General features: G+C 67.2%; 17 protein-coding genes. 8 read left to right on the plus strand and 9 right to left on the minus strand.

Annotated elements, in window-relative coordinates:
* Nucleotides 1-38 precede the first annotated feature (38 nt).
* A complete protein-coding gene (locus B7L05_RS09950; RefSeq protein WP_085810128.1) occupies nt 39-1,064 on the plus strand; it encodes an alpha/beta hydrolase in 1,026 nt (341 codons plus the stop codon).
* A gap of 63 nt (nt 1,065-1,127) precedes the next feature.
* On the opposite strand, the gene B7L05_RS09955 is transcribed toward B7L05_RS09950, so the two are convergent.
* The 6 genes from B7L05_RS09955 to B7L05_RS09980 all read right to left on the minus strand — a co-directional run bounded on the left by B7L05_RS09955 (nt 1,128) and on the right by B7L05_RS09980 (nt 8,925).
* On the minus strand, nt 1,128-4,157 hold the full coding sequence (locus tag B7L05_RS09955) for a TonB-dependent siderophore receptor (RefSeq protein WP_085810129.1): 3,030 nt from the start codon (nt 4,155-4,157) through the stop codon (nt 1,128-1,130).
* Nucleotides 4,158-4,377: 220 nt separating this feature from the next.
* On the minus strand, nt 4,378-5,793 hold the full coding sequence (gene ahcY / locus B7L05_RS09960; protein ID WP_179187202.1) for an adenosylhomocysteinase: 1,416 nt from the start codon (nt 5,791-5,793) through the stop codon (nt 4,378-4,380).
* Nucleotides 5,794-6,384: 591 nt separating this feature from the next.
* Nucleotides 6,385-6,813, minus strand: coding sequence for a biopolymer transporter ExbD (locus B7L05_RS09965; RefSeq protein ID WP_179187186.1), 429 nt, complete (start codon nt 6,811-6,813; stop codon nt 6,385-6,387).
* A 24-nt stretch (nt 6,814-6,837) separates the two neighbouring features.
* On the minus strand, nt 6,838-7,320 hold the full coding sequence (locus B7L05_RS09970; RefSeq protein WP_085810132.1) for a biopolymer transporter ExbD: 483 nt from the start codon (nt 7,318-7,320) through the stop codon (nt 6,838-6,840).
* An 83-nt stretch (nt 7,321-7,403) separates the two neighbouring features.
* Nucleotides 7,404-8,213: a MotA/TolQ/ExbB proton channel family protein gene (locus tag B7L05_RS09975; RefSeq protein WP_085810133.1), complete on the minus strand. Its 810-nt coding sequence runs from the start codon at nt 8,211-8,213 to the stop codon at nt 7,404-7,406.
* Nucleotides 8,214-8,259: 46 nt separating this feature from the next.
* Entirely contained in the window at nt 8,260-8,925 is a 666-nt protein-coding gene (locus tag B7L05_RS09980; RefSeq protein ID WP_085810134.1) for an energy transducer TonB, read from the minus strand.
* Nucleotides 8,926-9,166: 241 nt separating this feature from the next.
* On the opposite strand from B7L05_RS09980, the gene B7L05_RS09985 reads away from it, so the two are divergent.
* Entirely contained in the window at nt 9,167-10,009 is an 843-nt protein-coding gene (locus B7L05_RS09985) for a hypothetical protein (protein WP_085810135.1), read from the plus strand.
* A 9-nt stretch (nt 10,010-10,018) separates the two neighbouring features.
* On the opposite strand, the gene B7L05_RS09990 is transcribed toward B7L05_RS09985, so the two are convergent.
* Nucleotides 10,019-10,390: a dihydroneopterin aldolase gene (locus tag B7L05_RS09990; RefSeq protein ID WP_085810136.1), complete on the minus strand. Its 372-nt coding sequence runs from the start codon at nt 10,388-10,390 to the stop codon at nt 10,019-10,021.
* A 116-nt stretch (nt 10,391-10,506) separates the two neighbouring features.
* On the opposite strand from B7L05_RS09990, the gene B7L05_RS09995 reads away from it, so the two are divergent.
* From B7L05_RS09995 to B7L05_RS10010, 4 genes are read left to right on the plus strand one after another with little or no spacing between them, the layout of a single operon-like run.
* On the plus strand, nt 10,507-11,007 hold the full coding sequence (locus B7L05_RS09995) for a GNAT family N-acetyltransferase (RefSeq protein ID WP_085810137.1): 501 nt from the start codon (nt 10,507-10,509) through the stop codon (nt 11,005-11,007).
* Between the two features lie 47 nt (nt 11,008-11,054).
* A complete protein-coding gene (locus B7L05_RS10000; protein ID WP_144037221.1) occupies nt 11,055-11,618 on the plus strand; it encodes a DUF1285 domain-containing protein in 564 nt (187 codons plus the stop codon).
* Between the two features lie 41 nt (nt 11,619-11,659).
* Complete coding sequence (locus B7L05_RS10005) at nt 11,660-12,217, plus strand: CoA pyrophosphatase (protein ID WP_085810532.1); 558 nt, start codon at nt 11,660-11,662, stop codon at nt 12,215-12,217.
* On the plus strand, nt 12,205-13,395 hold the full coding sequence (locus B7L05_RS10010) for a CCA tRNA nucleotidyltransferase (RefSeq protein ID WP_085810138.1): 1,191 nt from the start codon (nt 12,205-12,207) through the stop codon (nt 13,393-13,395). Before B7L05_RS10005 ends, B7L05_RS10010 begins: the two co-directional genes overlap by 13 nt.
* On the opposite strand, the gene B7L05_RS10015 is transcribed toward B7L05_RS10010, so the two are convergent.
* On the minus strand, nt 13,365-15,050 hold the full coding sequence (locus tag B7L05_RS10015; RefSeq protein ID WP_085810139.1) for a bifunctional diguanylate cyclase/phosphodiesterase: 1,686 nt from the start codon (nt 15,048-15,050) through the stop codon (nt 13,365-13,367). The genes B7L05_RS10010 and B7L05_RS10015 overlap by 31 nt on opposite strands.
* Nucleotides 15,051-15,103: 53 nt before the next feature.
* Entirely contained in the window at nt 15,104-17,359 is a 2,256-nt protein-coding gene (gene parC, locus B7L05_RS10020) for a DNA topoisomerase IV subunit A (RefSeq protein WP_085810140.1), read from the minus strand.
* 131 nt (nt 17,360-17,490) lie between these two features.
* On the opposite strand from parC, the gene B7L05_RS10025 reads away from it, so the two are divergent.
* Nucleotides 17,491-18,459, plus strand: coding sequence for a S9 family peptidase (locus tag B7L05_RS10025; RefSeq protein WP_307718263.1), 969 nt, complete (start codon nt 17,491-17,493; stop codon nt 18,457-18,459).
* 109 nt (nt 18,460-18,568) lie between these two features.
* Complete coding sequence (gene purC, locus B7L05_RS10030; RefSeq protein ID WP_085810142.1) at nt 18,569-19,348, plus strand: phosphoribosylaminoimidazolesuccinocarboxamide synthase; 780 nt, start codon at nt 18,569-18,571, stop codon at nt 19,346-19,348.
* Nucleotides 19,349-19,386 lie beyond the last annotated feature (38 nt).

Genomic DNA, 19,386 nt, shown 5'->3' on the forward strand with positions numbered 1-19,386 from the left:
CCAAGATAGGTAGCAAAAGCGAACGTTAGGAGAACCGCATGACCGATACGCTGATCCACGACGACCAGAAGCAGACGCCCGCCGCCGCCGCCGATCCCTATGTCCGCCCCGACGTGCGCGGCTTCCTCGATTATCTCAACAGCGTCCCCGGCCCCAAAACGCACGAGGGCACCGCAGAGGCGGCGCGTGCGATGTACCTCGCGATGAAGGACATTGCGGATCCCCCGATCGGCACCCTCGGCACGGTCAAGGATTTCACCATCCCTGGCCCCGCGGGCGATATCCCGGCGCGCCTGTTCGATCCCCGCGAGAGCCGCGAGCCCGGCCCCGTCGTCGTCTTCTTCCATGGCGGCGGTTTCGTCATCGGTAACATCGATACGCACGCGAGCTTCACCGCGGAGATGGCGCGGCAGCTCGATCTGCCCGTCGTATCGGTCGACTACCGCCTCGCGCCCGAGGCCAAATGGCCGGCTGCACCGGAAGATTGCGAGGCCGCCGCGCGCTGGGTCGCGTCGAACCCGGCCGAGCTCGGCCGCCGTGCCACCGGCCTCATCCTGTCGGGCGACAGTGCCGGCGGCACGTTGACGATCACCACCACGATGGCGCTGCGCGATACGCCTGCCGACGTGCCGGTGATCGTCCAGGCGCCGATCTATCCGGCCGCCGACATGAACAAGGAATATCCTTCGTTCGACGACTTCGCCGAGGGCTTTCTGCTGACGCGAGACACGATGACGTGGTTCGCCGACCATTATCAGGCCGATTACACGCACTTCCGCGGCTCGCCGATGGTCGGCAGCCTCGTCGGCCTGCCCCCCGCGGTGATCATCACCGCCAGCCTCGATCCGATCCGCGATCAAGGCCGCGCCTATGCTGCAGCGCTCGTCCTCGCCGGCGTGCCGGTGACGTATCGCGAGGCGGTCGGCAACGTCCACGGCTTCATCACGCTGCGCCAGGCGGTGCCGTCGAGCGCCGGCGACGTCGCCGGTTACCTCGCCGCGTTGAAGGCCGTCATCGTCGAGGCGGAAGGCGCCCGCGTCATGAAGCAGGCCGCCGGCGCGTAACCGACAACGAAAAAGGGGCCGGAACATCGCTGTTCCGGCCCCTATCCGTCTCGTCTCGTCCGATCAGAAGATCGAGTCGAGTGCGATCCGTGCCCCGGCATAGAAGTACCGTCCGATCGGCGCGTAAGGGATACGCACACTCGCGACGTCGCCCACCTCGTCGGTCAGGTTGTTGACGCCGAGGTAGAAGTTGAACTTCTCGCCCGCCGCGATCGACGCCTGCAAGTCATGCTCCCACCGCTCGCGGTAGAAGAGGTACTTGGCCTCCGCGATATCGGGATTGGCGCGCACCTGATCCTCGGTGAACCGCCGCAGCTTACTGAAATAGTTGAGCCCGTAGTTCAGCGTCACCGGGCCCTTCGTCCACGTCAGATCGAACGTCCCGCTGTAGCGCGGCGCGAAGCGATTGTCGGCGGACAGCAGCTCGTTCTCGCGATCGGCGCCCGGCGTCGGCACGAAGTCGAGCCGATCGAGATAGTTGCCGACGAGCTTGAAGTTGAACAGTCCGACCTGGCCGGCATCCAGCCGGTAGTTGGCGGTCACGTCCAGCCCCTGCGTGCGGAACGCCGCTACGTTCTGCGGACCGACGAAATAGTCGCTGACGTAGCCCGTGCCTGCCGCCCGCGAGATATTCGAGCAATAGACGTTCTCGAGCGTCGGCTGATCGACGCACAGCTCGACGAGCTGCTGCGCGGTTGGCGTGTTGATCGCGTCGCGCAGCTTGATGTTGAACCAGTCCGCCGTGATTTGCAGCCCGGGAATGAAGCGCGGCTGCAGCACCACGCCCGCGGTCCACGTCTTCGCCGTTTCCTGACCCAAGTCGTTATTGCCGCCGCTGCGCCCCGGCAGGCTAGCCGTCGCCTGCGGGTCGCTCGTCGGGCTGAACGACGCAATCTGTGCCGCGCTAAGGCCCGCCGCAGTCAGCGCCGCGCGGCAGTTCGCCACGCGATACTGTGTACCCTCAGGCAGGTTCTCGGGATCGCACGGATCGTCGATGAACGAGAAGGCGCCATTCTGCGGCGCGAACAGCTCGGTCACGTTGGGGGCGCGGACCGCCTCCGAATAACCGCCACGGAAGCGGACGTCGCGCACCGGCGCATAGATTCCGCTGACCTGCCACGTCGTCGTGCTGCCGATCGTCGAATAGTCGGAGAAGCGGATCGCGGCGTTGAATTCCAGCGTCTCGGCGAACGGCAGGTCGCGCAGCAGCGGCACGCGAAGTTCTCCGAACGCTTCCTTCACGTTGAAGCTGCCGCGCTCGGGTAGGATCTGCGCGAGGTCGGCGAGTGCGCCGGCCTGTGCCAGTGGGTCGGAGACGAACCGGCTGCTCTCCTTGCGGTATTCCCCGCCCACCGCGAAGCCGATCGGACCACCCGGCAGCTCGAAGAACCGCCCGAAGTCGCCCGAGATCGACGCTGACGCGACGTGCTGCTGCACGCGATAGGTGTTGATCAGATCGGCGTTGATGAACGCAAGCGACGCCGCACTCGCCATGCCCTCGCCGAGGATATTAAGCGGCTGGCATCCGCCCGCGGCGCCCGGGGTGAAGGTGGTTGCCGGTGCATCGAAGTTGTTCGGATCGATGTTCGCTGCCGGATTGAGCGTCGAGCGGCAGACGATCTGCCCCGTCGCCGGATCGCGCACCGCATCGAGCGCCGCGAAATAGCGGTCGGCGATCCGGTAGTTCGTGCTCAGGAACCGGCTATCGGTGCGGCCGTAGACGTACGACGCCTCGTAGCGCGCGTGATCGCCGATCCGCCCGTCGGCGCCGACGACCGCGCGGTACGTCTCGCGCTTGTTCGATTCGCCGCGCACGCCGAAATCGAAATTGTCGCGCGAGACCAGCGCCCCCGCCGTCGCCGCCCCGCCGAAGCGGTCGATCAGATAGGCGTTGTCCGGCGCGAGATAGGTAAAGAAGTCGAAGCTCGGCTGCGCGACGCTGAAGCTCTTGGTGTTGGTGTACTTGCCCTGGGCGAACAGCCGCAGCGCCGGCGACACCTCGAAGCTCGTTAGCAGGTTCACGTTATGGATGCGATTCTTCGGCTGGAGATCGCCCTGATAACCAGCGGTCGGCGTCGAATCGCCGCCCTGCGTCAGCCCGCCCGACCCCGGCAGCAGCAGCCCGCGATCGTAGACCTTGCCCGATCCGGTGAAGTCGGGCGTGCCCGTGAATCCAAGCTCGCCCGTCTCGGGATCGACCACCTGGCGGATGTTCACCGCGCCGTCGCGCGAACTGTCGGCGTAGCGCAGATTGTTGCGCAGCGTGAAGTCAGGCGCGTTGGGATCGTCAGGGAAATCGTTCGGATCGCGCACCAGCCCGAACGCGAAGTTCGGATCACCGGTGCGCGAGCGCCGGAAGCTGCTGAGGCGATCGTCGTCGCGAAACTCGTACGACAGCGCGACATTACCGCGCCCGCTCGCGAAGTTCTTGCCCGCCGTCAGCGACAGGAACCGGTTCCCCGCGTCGCCCTTCTCCGAAATGCCCGTCTGCGCTCGCGCCAGCAGCCCTTCGAAATCACGCTTCAGCACGAAGTTGACGACACCCGACACGCCATCGGCGCCATAGACCGCCGAGGCACCGCCGGTCGTCACGTCGATCCGCTCGATCAGATCGACCGGGATGGTGTTGATGTCGACCGCCGCCGAGCCGGGCAGCCCCGCGACGTGGCGCCGTCCGTCGACCAGCACCAGCGTGCGGTCGGTGCCGAGATTGCGCAGGTTGAGGAGGTTGGTGCCCGTGCCGCCCAACGTGCTCGTCGACCCGGACTGCGTGCCACTCGTCGCGGAGCTCAGCAGCGCCGGGTTCTGCGACAGAAAGTCGGTGACATTGACGCGGCCCGACTGCTGCAGCGTCACCGCCGAGAAGGATGTGACAGGCGACGGCGCATCGACTTCGGGCCGCCGAATGCGCGAGCCGGTAACGACGATCTCGCCGCTGTCCGCCGCATCGTCGGTAACGGTGGACGCATTGCCGGCGGTCGGCACCTCAGGCTTGTTCGATTGCACGGTCGGCTCGACCTGCGCGGCGGCGGGCAGCGCGGCCGCGCCGGCAAGCAGCGTGGTGGCGAGAAGCGAAAGGCGTAAGCTGTTCATCTACGGACCCTTTATGCATGGCGTCTGCGACGCTCTTGCTTTTCGGATCGCTCGTTCACGTCTTTAAACTAGGGATGCAAGCCTGACCTACCTCGGTTCGCCGCAAGCGCTGTCAGCTGTCACAATTTCGCAACACGGCTGCGAAACGACGGCGGCGGCCGCTCCGTTACCGGAGCGACCGCCGCCTCGTTCGATCAAACGGCCTTCAAACAGGCGTCGATCAGTAGCGGTAATGATCCGGCTTGAACGGCCCCTCGACCGGCACGCCGATGTAACCCGCCTGCTTCGGCGTCAGCTTCGACAGCTGCACGCCCAGCTTCTCGAGGTGCAGCGCCGCAACCTTCTCGTCGAGATGCTTGGGCAGGACGTACACTTCGTTCTTGTAGTTCTCGCCCTTGGTCCACAGCTCGATCTGCGCCAGCGTCTGGTTGGTGAACGACGCTGACATCACGAACGACGGGTGACCGGTCGCGCAACCCAGGTTCACCAGACGCCCCTTGGCGAGAATGATGATCTGCTTGCCGTCCGGGAACTTCACCAGATCGGTGCCCGGCTTCACTTCGGTCCAGTCGTAATTGTCGAGCGCGGCGATCTGGATCTCGCTGTCGAAGTGGCCGATATTGCACACGATCGACATGGGCTTCATCGCCTTCATGTGATCGGCGGTGATCACGTCGGCATTGCCCGTCGCCGTCACGAAGATGTCCGCGCGCTTCACCGCCTCGTCCATCGTCACGACCTCGAAGCCCTCCATCGCCGCCTGCAACGCGCAGATCGGATCGATCTCGGTCACCATCACGCGCGCGCCACCGTTGCGCAGCGACTGCGCCGAGCCCTTCCCGACGTCACCGAAGCCGGCGACGCAGGCGACCTTGCCGGCGAGCATCACGTCGGTTGCGCGGCGGATCGCGTCGACCAGCGACTCCTTGCAACCGTAGAGGTTATCGAACTTCGACTTGGTCACCGAGTCGTTGACATTGATCGCCGGGAACGGCAGCTCGCCCTTCTTCGCGATCTCGTACAGCCGGTGGACGCCGGTCGTCGTCTCTTCGCTGACGCCCTTCAGGTTCTTGACCGTCTCGGTGAGGTAGCCCGGGTACTTGGCGATGAACGCCTTGAGCGCGCGCTGGAACTCGACCTCTTCGGCGTTCTCCGGCTCGCCGAGCGTCGCGCCCGCCTCGAGCTTCGCGCCCCACAGTGCGAACATCGTCGCATCGCCGCCGTCGTCGAGGATGATGTTGGCAGTGGTGCCGTCGCCATCGGCGCCCCAGTTGAAGATCGAGCCGACATAGTCCCAATATTCGGCCAGGCTCTCGCCTTTTACCGCGAACACGGGAATACCGGCAGCGGCGATCGCGGCGGCGGCATGGTCCTGCGTCGAGAAGATGTTGCACGTCGCCCAGCGCACGTCGGCGCCTAGCGCGGTCAGCGTCTCGATCAGCACCGCGGTTTGGATCGTCATGTGCAGCGAGCCGGTGATGCGCGCGCCCTTGAGCGGCTGCGACGCGCCATATTCCTCACGCAGCGCCATTAGGCCGGGCATCTCGGTCTCGGCGATGTTGATCTCGGCGCGGCCGAAATCGGCGAGGCCGATGTCCTTGATGACATAGTCGGCATTGGTGGGGCGATCGAGCACGGTGGCCACAACGGGTCTCCAGGGATTGTGACGCCGACCAAGGCACGTCTCACCGGCCGGCATGGCGCGCACATAGCGACACGCGGCGACTGATACAAATATAAAGATATCTTTATATGTGACGCAGGCACAGAGTAGCCGAACGGCATGACGCAGCGCAGATGATCCATTCCGCCGTGTGCCCCCACTCACGCGGTCGGTATTAACGCAGCGGGCTTACGACGCGCCTTCAGCCACAGTCGAGCTCTGCGAGTCGATGACGGAACAGGTTGAGCGACGGTTGCACCGGCATCGATTGTCTAGCCAGGCTTCGAGATGATCGCGTTCATCCGCTCTCAAGATCGTCCGTTCGCCCACTCCACTCGTTCGGTCGATCCGAACTGGCCGTGGCGGCAGCGCGCTCACTCGCCGTAAGGCTGAGCGTTCCCGGACCGTCGAAGGCGGTGACAGCTTGCTTTCACCTGTCGTTGAAAGCCCGCTACGACTTGGCTTCCCCGCTTTCCGTTGCGGATGAAAAAAAGGGCGGCTCGAAGGCCGCCCCCTGATCGTCGCTTCGACAGCGCGATCGTAAATCCGATCACCCGAGGGAGATCAAAATTCCTTGTAGAACTGCTCGTTCCCGATGAAGCCGAGCTTGGTGATGTTCGACCGCTTGATCACCGCGAGCGTCCGGTCCACCGAGTCGTAGCGAACCTGTGGGTCGGGCTGGAAGTGCAGCTCGGGCTCCGGGTTCATCGCCGCCGCGACGTCGAGATACTGGCGCAGGCGAACCTCGTCCACCGGAGCGCCGTTCCACGCGACGGTGCCGTCGGTCGAGATCGTGATCTTGTTCTTCTGCGGATCGACCGGCGGGGGCGTATTGTTCGCCGCGTTCTGCGGAAGGTCCACCTTCACCGCGTGGGTCTGGATCGGAATCGTGATGATGAACATGATGATGAGCACGAGCAGGACGTCGATCAACGGCGTCATGTTCAGATCCATCATCGGCTCGCCGTCATCGCTGCCGCCACTCATTGCCATGTCAAATACTCCTGGTGGCTCTGCTTACAGACGCTCGACCGTGGTGCCCGCCGGCGGCTCGGAAATGAAGCCGACCTTGGCGAAACCCGCCATCTGCATGTTGTAGATCGCACCCGCCACGCACTTCCAGGGCACGTTCACGTCGCCGCGGATATGCGCCTCGGGCAGTTCGAGATCGGGGTTGTTGACCCCGCCCTGCTTCTCGATCTCGAGCTTCAGCTTGGCCACCGCGCGGTCGAGCAGTTCCTGCTGCGTCACCGGGGACATGCCCCAATATACCGCGCAGCCGCCGTCGGGCTTGGTGGTGACCGAGAGCGAGACGTTCTCGGGCTTGGTCGTCGTCGGATCGAAGCGGACCTGCGGCAGCTTCACGTCCACCGTCTGGATCACGACGGGAACCGCGATCAGGAAGATGATCAGCAACACCAGCATGACGTCGACGAGCGGCGTCGCATTGATGTCCGACAACGGTTTCTCTGTGGAATCTCCACCGACATTCATCGCCATGCGCGATTGATCCTATCCTTTTGCGCCCGTCCGAACAGCGGAGGGGCGGGATCGGGGCCGCCGGTGGGCAGCCCCGATGTCATTCAGCCGCGGGTCTGCACGCCGCCGACCTGGCCGGCCGTGGTCGTGTTCGGCACGGCCTTGTTGGCGACGGCCGGCGCCGGCTTGGTCGCTGCACCAGCGAACGACGGGCGAACCGCGCCGCCCGAGGCGAGGTAGCCGAGCACGTCGTTCGAGAAGGACGACAGGTCCTCCGCAATCGCCTTGTTGCGGCGCTGCAGCCAGTTGTACGCGAGCACGGCGGGAACCGCGACAACGAGGCCGAGCGCGGTCATGATGAGCGCCTCACCGACCGGGCCGGCGACCGCGTCGATCGACGCCTGACCGGCCGCACCGATCTTCACCAGCGCGCGGTAGATGCCGACCACCGTGCCGAACAGGCCGATGAACGGTGCGGTCGCGCCCACCGTTGCGAGGAAGGCGAGACCGCCGCCCAGCTTCGAGTTGATCGCGGCTTCCGAACGGTTCAGCGAACCATGCAGCCAGTCATGCGCCTCGACCGGATCGGTCAGCTTGCTGTGCTGCTCCTGCGCGGCGAGACCGTCGTCGACGATCTGCTTGTACGCCGAGTTCTTCTCGAGCTTTGCCGAGCCCTCGCGCAGCGAGTTCGAGCTCCAGAATGACGAGCGCATGCGCTTGTACTGGTTGATGATCTTCTGCTGCTCAAACAGCTTGGTGAACATGATGTAGAACGAAACGACCGAGAACAGCACCAGGATGCCGAACACGGACTGGGCGATGATGCCGCCCTGCTCCAGCGCGGCACCCAGGCCGTAGGGGTTTTCCGCCGGGGCTGCCGGCGCCGCGGCAGCGGCGAGGATGGTGGTGATCATTCGAATGGTATCCCTCTGAAAAGCGCAAATCGTTAGTGGAAGATCGTCATTCCCTCGGCAGACGCCACACCACGCGGCGGGTCTGCGTCGTGGCGATCGGGTTGCCCGTGGCGTCCGTTGCCGGCGCGTACCGGCCACGGCGCGTCAGCGCGCGGCAGGCGGCCTGATCGAGCGCGTTGGAACCGCTCGATGCGGTAACGACGCAATTCTCGACACGACCCTGGGTGTTGATCGTCCACTTGATCGCGGTGGTGCCTTCTTCCTCGGCCCGGATCGAGCTCGGCGGATAGTCGTCGTTGGTGATCCACTGCGCCGGATCACCCTTCGCGCCTGCTGCCTTGCTGACGACCGGCGGTGCGGGCGGAGCGGGAGGCGGCGGGGCCGGAGGAGCGACCGGGGTCGGGATGTACACCGGCGGCGGCGTCGGAACCGACTGGATCACCGGCGCCTGCGACGGCGTCGACACGATCGGCGGCGGCGCCACGACGGGCGGCGGCGTCATCGGAACGTCCGGCGGCGGGGGCGGCGGTTCGTCCGGCGGCGGGGGTGGTGGTTCCTCCACGTCGAACGTGTTCAATTTCTCCGAAACCTTTTTCACGTACTGGAACGCGAGGCCGGTGACGAAGGCGTAGCCGAGAGCAGCATGGATGAGCGCCACGATGACAATCGCGACGACCTTGCTCCCGCTCATCTTCTGGTCAGAGTAGGCCATTCAGCAAAAGCACTCCCTAATCCCTATGGCCCGAAGGGGCCGGGCGGCCTGCCACGGCTCCCGCTAAGCGGAATGGGCGTGCCGGTCCGTCCGCAAGGGCTAAACGACACCCTTGCAGTCCGCGAGTCCTAACTTGGCGTTTAACGACACGCAAACGCTTTGTCGGACGCAACAAACGTACAATCGCCCTATCGCGGATTTATTTCTGTATCGCGGCAGGGTGATCGATTAACCGAAACGCATGGCCTGCAAAGCAATCTGTTCCGTCGCGCTGCTCCTCGCAGGCGCTCTCCCCGCCTGCGCACAGCCCGCCCCGCCGGCGCGCGTCGCAGCCGCGCCCGCCTACGCCGACGTTGCCGACTTGGTGATCGCGAGCGATCTGGTGATCGACGCCGTCATCGCCTCCACCGTCCGGATCAAGGGCGCGGAGGCGGCGAACGCCCCGCCGGGCGTCACGCGCTACTATGTCGAGGCGGACGTCACCGCGCTGATCCGCGGGACGAGCGCCGTGGCGCCGCGCGTCGGCTACGTGCTCGATGCGCCGCTCGGCGCCGATGGACGGCAACCCAAGTTCAAGAAGGCGCACGTCCTCCTATTCGCGCGCGCGGTTGCCGGCAGCCCCGGCCAGGTCCAGCTCGTTACCCCCGATGCGCAGCGCGGCTGGACGCCAGAACTCGACGCGGTGACACGGCGCATCGCCGGCGAGCTCGTCGCGGGTGATGCGCCACCCGTCGTCACCGGCGTCGGCAACGCCTTCCACGTCCCCGGCTCGCTACCCGGCGAGGGCGAGACGCAGGTGTTCCTGACCACGCGCGACAATCGCCCGGTTTCGCTAAGCATCCTGCGTCGTCCGGGCGAGCAGCCGCGCTGGGCGGTCGCGCTGTCGGAGATCGTCGACGATGCAGCCGGCCCGCCGCCGCGCGATTCGCTTCTCTGGTACCGGCTCGCCTGCGCGCTGCCGCCTGCGCTACCAGCGCGTAGCACGCAGGCGCTCGGTTTGGAGGATGCACGGATCGCGCAGGACGATTACCGTTTCGTCATCGATCAGCTCGGGCCGTGCCGCCGCGATCACGCCGGCGGCTGATCCCACGCCTCAGCGGCGGTGGCGCACCAGTGTGATGCCGATCGATTCGCCCGCCTCGGCGATTGCCAGCTTGACGATCTTCACCTTCACCCGCTGCACGCGCTTGTCCTGCAGGAACAACGTCTCGGCGATGTGATCGGCAACGCCCTCGATAAGCGTGAAGTGCACGCCGGGGGGCAGTGCCGCCGTCGCCGCATGCTTGAGATCAAGGTAGTTCTTCGATCCCGACAGCGGGGTATCGGGGGCGTAGTGCGCCGGCGCGTCGAGCAGCACGGTCAGCGATATCCGCAGCGGCTGCGGCAGGTGCGTCTCCTCCGAATAGACGCCGGTCAGCACCGGCACTTCCAGATCGTGCACTTCGAGTTCGAGCGTGTCTTCCACGCCGGCGCGCTTAGCGGCTGATCGCGGGCAGCGCCATTCCGCTTGCGTTCAGATCGACAGCGGCTAGAGCGCGGCGCCTTTCGGCCGGGTTTGCGCGGCCGCGGTTGGAGCGAGGAATGGTCGAGCTGGTCGCGCTGGAGACGGTGGATCCCGCCGCGGTGGAGCATTTGCTCGATCGCGCGTTCGGCCGTGATCGCCACGCGCGTACCGCTTATCGCCTGCGCGCCGGTGTCGACGCGCTGCCCGGCCCCAGCCTCGCCGCGATTGACGGCGATACGCTGGTCGGCACGATTCAACTGTGGCCGATCGTCTTTACCGGCGACGACGGGCGGCGCGTGCCGCTCACGCTCGTAGGCCCCGTCGCCGTCGTGCCCGAGCGGCAGCGCGACGGGATCGGCCGCCTGCTCGTCGCCGCGGCGATCGAGCGGATGGGCGATTCGCCGCTGATGCTGATCGGCGATCCCGAATATTACGGCCGCTTCTTCGGCTTCACCGCCGCACGCACAGGCGCGTGGCGCCTTCCGGGCCCGTTCGCGCGTCACCGCCTGCTCGCGCACGGCACCGGCGTACCCGATGGTGCAGGCGCGATCGGGCCACACGTCCGCACCGCCGCCTGATCGCCGCCAGCCTTTACCCGCACGCCCGCGCGCCCTACCTCGGCGCGATGCCGATGACCTCGCAACCCGATTTCGATACGCTGACCGTCGCGGATATCGCGCGGCTGGCGGACAGCGACCGCCTGCCCCCGGTCGATCGCTGGCATCCGGACCATTGCGGCAACAGCGACATGCGCATCGCGCGCGACGGCACATGGTACCACCAAGGCAGCCCGATCGGCCGCGCCGCGATGGTGCGCGCGTTCAGCCGCATCCTGCGCCGCGAGCCCGACGGCGGCTACGTCCTCGTCACCCCAGTCGAGAAGCTGGACATCGAAGTGGAGGACGCGCCGTTCGTCGCGGTCGAGCTGAAGGCCGAGGGCGAGGGCCGCGATTCGACGCTCGCCTTCCGCCTCAACACCGGCGACGTCGTCACCGCCTCGGCCGATCACCCGCTGCGCTTCGTCGCGCACGACGATGGGCCGCATCCCTATGTTCACGTCCGTGGCGGGCTGGAGGCGCTGATCGCGCGCCCGGTTTATTACGAGCTCGCCGAACGCGCGCTCGCCGGCGACGATGGCGAGACGCCGGGCGTGTGGAGCGCGGGCGCGTTCTTCCCCATCGCGCCGTGACATCGCTCGTTGATCGGCTCGGCCGCGCACTCACCGATGGCATGGGGCAGCAGACGATCCTGCTCGCCGGCGACCATGTCGATCTCGCCGGCGCACCCGAGGATACGTTGACGCCAGCCGCGGTGCTGGTTCCCGTTACCGATCGCCCGCGTCCCGGCGTGATCCTGACGCAGCGCACCGAGACGCTGCGCCGTCACGCGGGGCAGATCGCCTTTCCCGGCGGGCGCCTCGATCCCGGCGAGGATGCGGTGACGGCGGCGCTGCGCGAGGCGGACGAGGAGATCGCGCTGCCCCCGTCGGCGGTCACGGTGGTGGGCGAGGCAGACCGCTATCGCACGGTCACCGGCTACACCGTCATTCCGGTCATCGGCGTCGTTCCGCCCGATCTTCCGCTCGTGCCGTCGGAGGCGGAAGTCGCCAGCGTGTTCGAGGTGCCGCTCGATTTCCTGCTCGACGCCGCCAATCACGTCGAGGCCACGGTCGACTGGCAGGGCCGTGAGCGACGCTATTACGAGATCACGTGGCAGGATCGCCGCATCTGGGGTGCGACCGCGGCGATGATCGTCAACCTCGCGCGGCGGCTGCGATGGCAGGGGTGATCCTGCCGCGCGCCGCGTGGCGCCACCGCCCGGGGCTCGACGTGCTCGCGGATGCGCTCGGGGCGGGCGACGGTGATGCGCGCTACGTCGGCGGCGCCGTGCGCGACACGCTGCTCGGCCTCGACGTCGCCGATATCGACATTGCGACGCGCCACGCGCCCGCGGACGTCGTCGATCGGCTAACGAGGACAGGCATCCGCGCTATCCCCACCGGGATCGCGCACGGCACCGTCACCGCCATATCCGCCGGCACCGTCGTCGAGGTGACGACGCTGCGTCAGGACGTCGAGACCGACGGCCGGCACGCGACGGTCGCCTTTACCGACGATTGGCGAGCCGATGCTGCGCGGCGCGATTTCACGATCAACGCACTCTACGCCGATCCACTCACCGGCGCGGTGTTCGACTATTTCGGCGGGCTCGACGATCTTGCGGAGCGGCGCGTGCGCTTCATCGGCAATCCCTATCGCCGGATTACGGAGGATCACCTGCGCATCCTGCGCTTCTTCCGCTTCCACGCGCGTTTTGGCGACGTGCTCGATCAGCCGGGGCTCGATGCCTGTACCGATCGCGCGAACGACCTGATGGCGCTGTCACGCGAGCGAGTGGCGGCAGAACTGCTCAAGCTGCTCGTCGCGCGCAATGCCGTGCCCGTCGTCGCGCTGATGATCGAGCGCGGTATTTTCCGCCCTGTTCTGCCCGAGATCACCGACGCCGCCGCGCTGGCCGCCCTGGCCGCGCGCGAGCAAGCCGCAGGCGTCGCACCCGATCCGATCCGCCGCCTAGCGACGCTGATCCCGCCCGCCGATGCCGAGGCAGTCGGCGCGCGACTTCGGCTGTCGAACGCCGATCGCAAGCGGCTCGTCGCGGCGTCGGCCGGTGCGGGCGACGAGGGCGCGCGCGCCCTTGCCTACCGCCACGGCACCACGCAGGCGATCGATCGGCTGCTCGTCGCCGACGCCTCACTCGACGACATCGCCGAATGGACGCCCCCGCGCCTGCCGATCGGCGGCGGCGAGATCGTCGCGCGCGGGGTCGCGCGGGGCCCGGACGTCGCGCGCGTGCTGCGCGACGTCGAGTCACAGTGGATCGCAGAGGGTTTTCCAGACGCCGATCGCGTGGGCGCGATCGCCGATGCCGTCACGACTCAGTTGGTACGCGCCGCCAGCAACGCATAGGCGTCGTCAGCCGCCAGCGGACGGGCATAGGCATAACCTTGGCCATAGGTGCAGCCGAGCGCAGCCAGCGTCTGCCCCAGCTCCTGCGTCTCTATCCCTTCGGCCACCGTCTCCATGCCAAGCGCACTGGCGAGCCCGAGCACCGCGCGCACGATCGCAATCTTATCGCGATCGGCGAGCATGCCGGTGACGAAGCTGCGGTCGATCTTGAGGATGTCGATCGGTAGCTTCTGGAGATAGGCGAGGTTGGAATAGCCCGTGCCGAAATCGTCCATCGCGATGGTCGCGCCGGTCGCCTTCAGCGCACGCAGGACCTCGGCGTTGCCGTCCGGATCGGCGATCAGCGCACTTTCGGTCAGTTCGAGCTTGAGCCGTTCGCCCGCCAGGCCGTGGCGCGCGAGCGCTTCCGTCACCAGCGGCGCCACGCCATCGCGCTGCAGCTGGATCGGCGACAGGTTCACCGCTACCCCCACGCCGCAGTCGCCGCCGGCTTGCGCATCCCACGCCGCCAGCGTGCGCAGCGCCTCGTCGATCGCCCAACGGCCGAGCGGCACGATCAGCCCCGATTCCTCGGCGACCGGAATGAACTGCGCCGGCGGCACGTCGTTGCCGTCCTCGTCCACCCACCGCGCGAGCGCCTCGAACGTCGTGATCCGTCCGGTCGATAGGTCGCGGATCGGCTGGTAGTGAAGGCGGAGCTGCCCCGCCTCGATCGCGCGGCGCAGCGCCGTCTCCATCGCGAACTGTTCGCGCGCACGGTCGAGTGCGTCGGTCTGATAGGCTTCGGCCTGCCCCGTTTCCTTGGAGCGGCGCACCGCGAATTGCGCGTGACGGATAACGTCCTCGGCATCGCCGATCGCTTCCGCGCCAAAGGCGACGCCGATCGAACACGATACCCGGATCTCGAACTCGCTCAGACGGAACGGCGTAGCGAGCACTTGACGAACGCGGCGAGCGACACTGTCGGCCTCCGATCGGTCCTGATCGAGCGCCAGGAGAATGCCGAATTCGTCGCCGCCAATCCGTCCTAGCCCATCGCACGCGCGCAGTGCGCCCTTGATTCGCCGCGCGACGGTGATCAACAACTCGTCCCCGGCCATACTGCCGAGGCACGAGTTGACGCGCCCGAAGCGGTCCAGGTCGACGACGAGCACCGCGTAATCGATGGTTCCCGCCTCGATCATCTGCTCGAGGCGATCACCGAAGCCGGCACGGTTCGGCAGCCCCGTCAGGCTGTCGGTCGTCATCTCGCGACGGAGATTGACTTCGGTGCGCATCTCGCCCGTCTGGTCGATCAGCGTTACCAAGCAGCGCGGGCCGGCGGCGGTGGCGACGCGCGCCAGAGTCACTTCGAAATGGCGCTGCTCGACGGCGTCGCCGACCGCCCACGGCAGTTGCAGCCGCAGCGCCTGCCCTGCAATGAACGCGACGATGCGTGCACCCAAATCGCGCGCCAGGATCGACGTGTCCGCCGTGCTTCCCAGCCCCAACCGGCGAAACGTCGCGTTGGGCAGGTCGAAGCGCAGTCCCGCGTCGGTGACGCTCACGACGACCGCCGCGATCGGCAATAGCTCAAGCGCACCCTCCGCCGCCGTGTTTCCGGGCGGCAGTGTCGGCTCGTCGAATGGCAGCCGTGGGGCGACGGATAAGCGCATTAGCCCGGTGCTAGGGCGTCGGCGGTTAAGGTTCGCCTAATCGGTCGAGGTACTTAGGCGAAGCGATTGTCGCGCGGGAAGCCCGTCGGCGGCATCCGCCCCGCCGCGCCGCGTGCGGTACGCCATGCGGTAAGGTCGGTCTCCGTCCGCGTGCGCCCCGTGTCACCGCCCATCGGCCAGCTCAGCCCGTCCGCGAAACGGAAGGTGATCGCGTCGCTTAAGCCCCCGTCGCGATAGCGCTGCAGCTGCGCGCCCTGCCCGCGGCTCATCTGCGGCAGTTCGCCTAGCGGGAAGACCAGCATCTTGCGGTTGTCGCCGATCGCGGCAACGTAATCGTCCGTCACTGCGATCGGCCGCACGATCGTCAGCTTCGCGCCGGGGCGCGGCGTCAGCACCGTCTTGCCCTTGCGCGTCTCGGCGACGACATCCGCCACCGGCACGACGAAGCCGCGACCGTCGCTCGCCGCCACCAGCAGCCGCCCGTCGCGTTCGGCGCGCAGCAGCCGCGTGATGCCGACCCCGCCGTCGAGGTCGATGCTCGCGCGCACCGGCTCGCCGAACCCGCGCCCGCCCGGCAGCTTGTCCGCCGCCAGCGTGTAGAAGCGCCCGTTTTCCGCCGCGAGCAGCAGCTTGTCGGTGGTCTGCGCGTGGAAGGCGAACGCCGGGCCGTCGCCTTCCTTGAACTTGAGCGTCTCGGCGGCGGCGGGATCGACGTGCCCGCGCATCGCGCGGATCCAGCCGCGCTGGGACAGGATGACGGTGATCGGCTCGCGCTCGATCATCGCCTCCAGCGGGATCTCGCGCGCGGGCGCCGCCTCCTCGATCGTCGTGCGCCGTTTGCCCAGCGCCGTCTCGGGGCCGTAGCGGTCGCGCACCGCGGCAAGATCCCTCTTCAGCCGCGTGCGCTGGCGCTGCTCCGATCCCAGCAACAGCTGCAGGCTCGCCTGCTCCTTCTCCAGGCTCGTCTGCTCGCGCCGCAGCGCTATCTCTTCCAGCTTGCGCAGGCTGCGCAGCCGCATGTTGAGGATCGCCTCGGCCTGCCGATCGGTCAGCGTGAATTCGGCGATCATCACCGGCTTGGGCTCGTCCTCGTTGCGGATGATCTCGATCACCCGGTCGAGGTTGAGGAACGCGGTGATATAGCCCGCCACCAGCTCCAGCCGGTCGGCGATCTTCGCCAGTCGATGCTCGGTGCGCCGCCGCAGGACGACGAACTGATGCTCGGTCCACGCCTGCAACGCCTCGGCAAGGCTCATCACCCGCGGCGTGCGCCGCGCGTCGAGCACGTTCAGGTTGAGCGGCACGCGCGTCTCAAGGTCCGACAGACGGAACAGCCCATCCATCAGCAGCTGCGGATCAACCGTGCGGCTGCGAGGCTCGAGCACCAGCCGGATCGCCGCATCCGATTCGTCGCGCACGTCGGCCAGGATCGGGAACTTCCGGTCGTTCACCAGCCCGGCGATCTGCTCGATCAGCTTGCCCTTCGCAATGCCGTACGGGATCTCGTCGACGACAATCTGCCAGCCGCCGCCTTTCTCCTTCTCGACCTGCCAGCGGCAGCGCACGCGGAAAGATCCGCGCCCTGTGGCATAGGCTTCGCGGATGATCGCGGGCGGGTCGACGATGATCCCGCCGGTCGGGAAATCCGGCCCGGCCACGAACGCCAGCGGATCGGCCGCGGGATCGTCGATCAGTGCGATCGCGGCATCGATCAGCTCGGCGGCATTGTGCGGCGGAATGCTCGTCGCCATCCCCACCGCGATCCCGCTCGCACCGTTCGCCAGCAGATTGGGGAACAGGCCGGGGAACAGCTCGGGCTCCTGCTCCTCGCCGTTGTAGGTCGGGCGGAAGCCGACGGCGTCCTCGTCGAGCCCATCCATCAGGTCAACCGCGACCTGCGTCAGCCGCGCCTCGGTGTAGCGATAGGCGGCGGCGTTATCGCCGTCGATGTTGCCGAAATTGCCCTGTCCGTCGACCAGCGGATAGCGCAGCGCGAAATCCTGCGCGAGCCGCACCATCGCATCGTAGACCGATTGGTCGCCGTGCGGATGGTATTTGCCGATCACGTCGCCGACCACGCGCGCGCATTTCTTGTATCCTTGCGTCGGATCGAGCCGCAGCAGACGCATCGCCCACAGCAGGCGCCGGTGCACGGGCTTCAGGCCGTCGCGTACGTCGGGCAGCGACCGCGCGGTGATCGTCGACAGCGCGTAGACGAGATAGCGCTCGGACAGCGCCGAATCGAACGGCGCATCGAATATTCCGACTGGCGGATTGTCGGGCGGCAGGATCGTCGCGTCGGTCGGCATGGCTCCGGCCTAGCAGCAGCGCGGCTTGTTCCACAACCGTTCCGCCATCTGGCCCGCGCGCGCCGCCCGTGCCACATGCGCGCGACAACCCATCGCCAGCCGTCCCCCCTCAGCCAGCCGAAAGCCACGCCGTGCCCCGATCGCCCGACGCCCCCCCTATCGCCGCCAAGCCTCGCCGCACCGCGATCCTGCTTGCCACTGCGCTGGCTGCCGCGTCATGCTCGCCCGCGCCGATGCCCCCCGCCCCGACCTCCGCCGCTCCCTTCAAGCCGCTCACGTGGCCCGACCTCACCGCGCGCCCGCGTCCGAAGGCCGACGCGACGATCGCCTACGGCAGCGATCAGATGCAGAAGATCGACCTGTGGCGTCCGACTGGCAAGGGGCCGCACCCCGTGGTGCTGATGGTTCACGGCGGCTGCTGGCAGACGAAGATCGCCGATCGCTCGCTGATGGATTGGATCGCCGGCGATTTGCGCGACGCCGGCATCGCGGTGTGGAACATCGACTATCGCGGCGTCGATCGCGCCGGCGGCGGCTATCCCGGCACCTTCGCCGATGCTGCCGCTGCCGCCGACCGTCTGGCGACCGCCGCGAAAGAGTACGACCTCAATCTCACCCGCGTTGTCGCCGTCGGCCATTCCGCGGGCGGGCATCTCGCATTGTGGCTCGCCGCCCGCGCGAAACTCCCCGCCAAAAGCCCGCTCGTCGCCGCCGACCCGCTCAAAATCGCGCATGTCGTCAGCCTCGGCGGCTTGCCCGATCTCGAAGCCACCGCCGCCAGCCCCGACAACGGCTGCGGTACTGATGTCGTCGCGAAGCTCGTCGGCACCGACCGGGCAGACCCCTATGCCGACACCTCAGTCCCCCGCCTCCTCCCGCTCGGCGTCCCGCAGACGCTGGTCAATGGGCGCGAGGACAGGATCATCCCTTATCGCATGGCGATTGACTACACCGCACGCGCGACAGCGGCGGGGGACCGCGTCGAACTGGTGACGATTCCCGCCACCGGCCATGTCGAGCTCGTCACGCCGGACAGCACGGCGTGGCAGGATACGAGGCGCCGCATCCTCGCGCTCCTCGGCCGTCCCGCCGCGCGCTGATTGCGCGGCGCCCCCCCGTCGCATATAGCCCGCGGCGACTATCGGCCCCGGCCGCGCGGCATAGGCTCGCGCATGCCGGGGCGCTTCGTTTGACGGGAAGGGCACGCGGATGGCGCGCAGGCGGCAGATCTACGAAGGCAAGGCGAAGATCCTCTACGAGGGTCCGGAGCCCGGCACGCTGATCCAATATTTCAAGGACGACGCCACCGCCTTCAACGCGCAGAAGAAGGGCACAATCAACGGCAAGGGCGTGCTCAACAATCGTATCAGCGAGCACATCTTCACGCTGCTCGGCACGATCGGCGTGCCGACCCACTTCATCCGCCGCCTCAACATGCGCGAGCAGCTAATCCGCCAGGTCGAGATCGTTCCGATCGAGGTGATGGTGCGCAACGTCGCCGCCGGCACGCTGTCGAAGCGGCTCGGGATCGAGGAGGGCACGCAGCTGCCCCGCACGATCATCGAATATGCCTACAAGTCCGACGAGCTCGGCGATCCGATGATCTCGGACGAGCATATCGCCGCCTTTGGTTGGGCCAGCCAGGAGGAGATGCACGACATCGCCGACCTCGCGATCCGCGTGAACGATTTCCTGTGCGGCCTGTTCGCGGGCGTCGGCATCCGCCTCGTCGACTTCAAGCTCGAGTTCGGCCGCATCTGGGACAATGACTATGGCCGCATCATCCTCGCGGACGAGATCAGCCCCGATTGCTGCCGCCTGTGGGACATGACGAGCAACGAGAAGCTCGACAAGGATCGCTTCCGCCGCGATCTCGGCGGCGAGGTGGAGGCGTATCAGGAGGTGGCACGCCGCCTCGGCCTGCTGCCCGACGGCGGCGAGACGGCGGTGCTCGACATGGCCGAACATCGTGAGCGGCGCGGCAAGTAAGTCGCGCGGCCGGGCGCATGCATCGTCCGGCAACGGTT

The sequence above is a fragment of the Sphingomonas sp. TZW2008 genome (assembly GCF_002117915.1).
Classification (GTDB): Bacteria; Pseudomonadota; Alphaproteobacteria; order Sphingomonadales; family Sphingomonadaceae; genus Sphingomonas.

What these genes read in the sequence shown, in the direction of transcription:
- B7L05_RS09950 (WP_085810128.1), top strand. Translation starts at nt 39, where the DNA reads ATGACCGATACGCTGATCCACGACGACCAGAAGCAGACGCCCGCCGCC.
- B7L05_RS09955 (WP_085810129.1), bottom strand. Translation starts at nt 4,157, where the DNA reads ATGAACAGCTTACGCCTTTCGCTTCTCGCCACCACGCTGCTTGCCGGC.
- B7L05_RS09965 (WP_179187186.1), bottom strand. Translation starts at nt 6,813, where the DNA reads ATGGCAATGAGTGGCGGCAGCGATGACGGCGAGCCGATGATGGATCTG.
- B7L05_RS09970 (WP_085810132.1), bottom strand. Translation starts at nt 7,320, where the DNA reads ATGGCGATGAATGTCGGTGGAGATTCCACAGAGAAACCGTTGTCGGAC.
- B7L05_RS09975 (WP_085810133.1), bottom strand. Translation starts at nt 8,213, where the DNA reads ATGATCACCACCATCCTCGCCGCTGCCGCGGCGCCGGCAGCCCCGGCG.
- B7L05_RS09980 (WP_085810134.1), bottom strand. Translation starts at nt 8,925, where the DNA reads ATGGCCTACTCTGACCAGAAGATGAGCGGGAGCAAGGTCGTCGCGATT.
- B7L05_RS09985 (WP_085810135.1), top strand. Translation starts at nt 9,167, where the DNA reads ATGGCCTGCAAAGCAATCTGTTCCGTCGCGCTGCTCCTCGCAGGCGCT.
- B7L05_RS09995 (WP_085810137.1), top strand. Translation starts at nt 10,507, where the DNA reads ATGGTCGAGCTGGTCGCGCTGGAGACGGTGGATCCCGCCGCGGTGGAG.
- B7L05_RS10000 (WP_144037221.1), top strand. Translation starts at nt 11,055, where the DNA reads ATGCCGATGACCTCGCAACCCGATTTCGATACGCTGACCGTCGCGGAT.
- B7L05_RS10005 (WP_085810532.1), top strand. Translation starts at nt 11,660, where the DNA reads ATGGGGCAGCAGACGATCCTGCTCGCCGGCGACCATGTCGATCTCGCC.
- B7L05_RS10010 (WP_085810138.1), top strand. Translation starts at nt 12,205, where the DNA reads ATGGCAGGGGTGATCCTGCCGCGCGCCGCGTGGCGCCACCGCCCGGGG.
- B7L05_RS10015 (WP_085810139.1), bottom strand. Translation starts at nt 15,050, where the DNA reads ATGCGCTTATCCGTCGCCCCACGGCTGCCATTCGACGAGCCGACACTG.
- parC (WP_085810140.1), bottom strand. Translation starts at nt 17,359, where the DNA reads ATGCCGACCGACGCGACGATCCTGCCGCCCGACAATCCGCCAGTCGGA.
- purC (WP_085810142.1), top strand. Translation starts at nt 18,569, where the DNA reads ATGGCGCGCAGGCGGCAGATCTACGAAGGCAAGGCGAAGATCCTCTAC.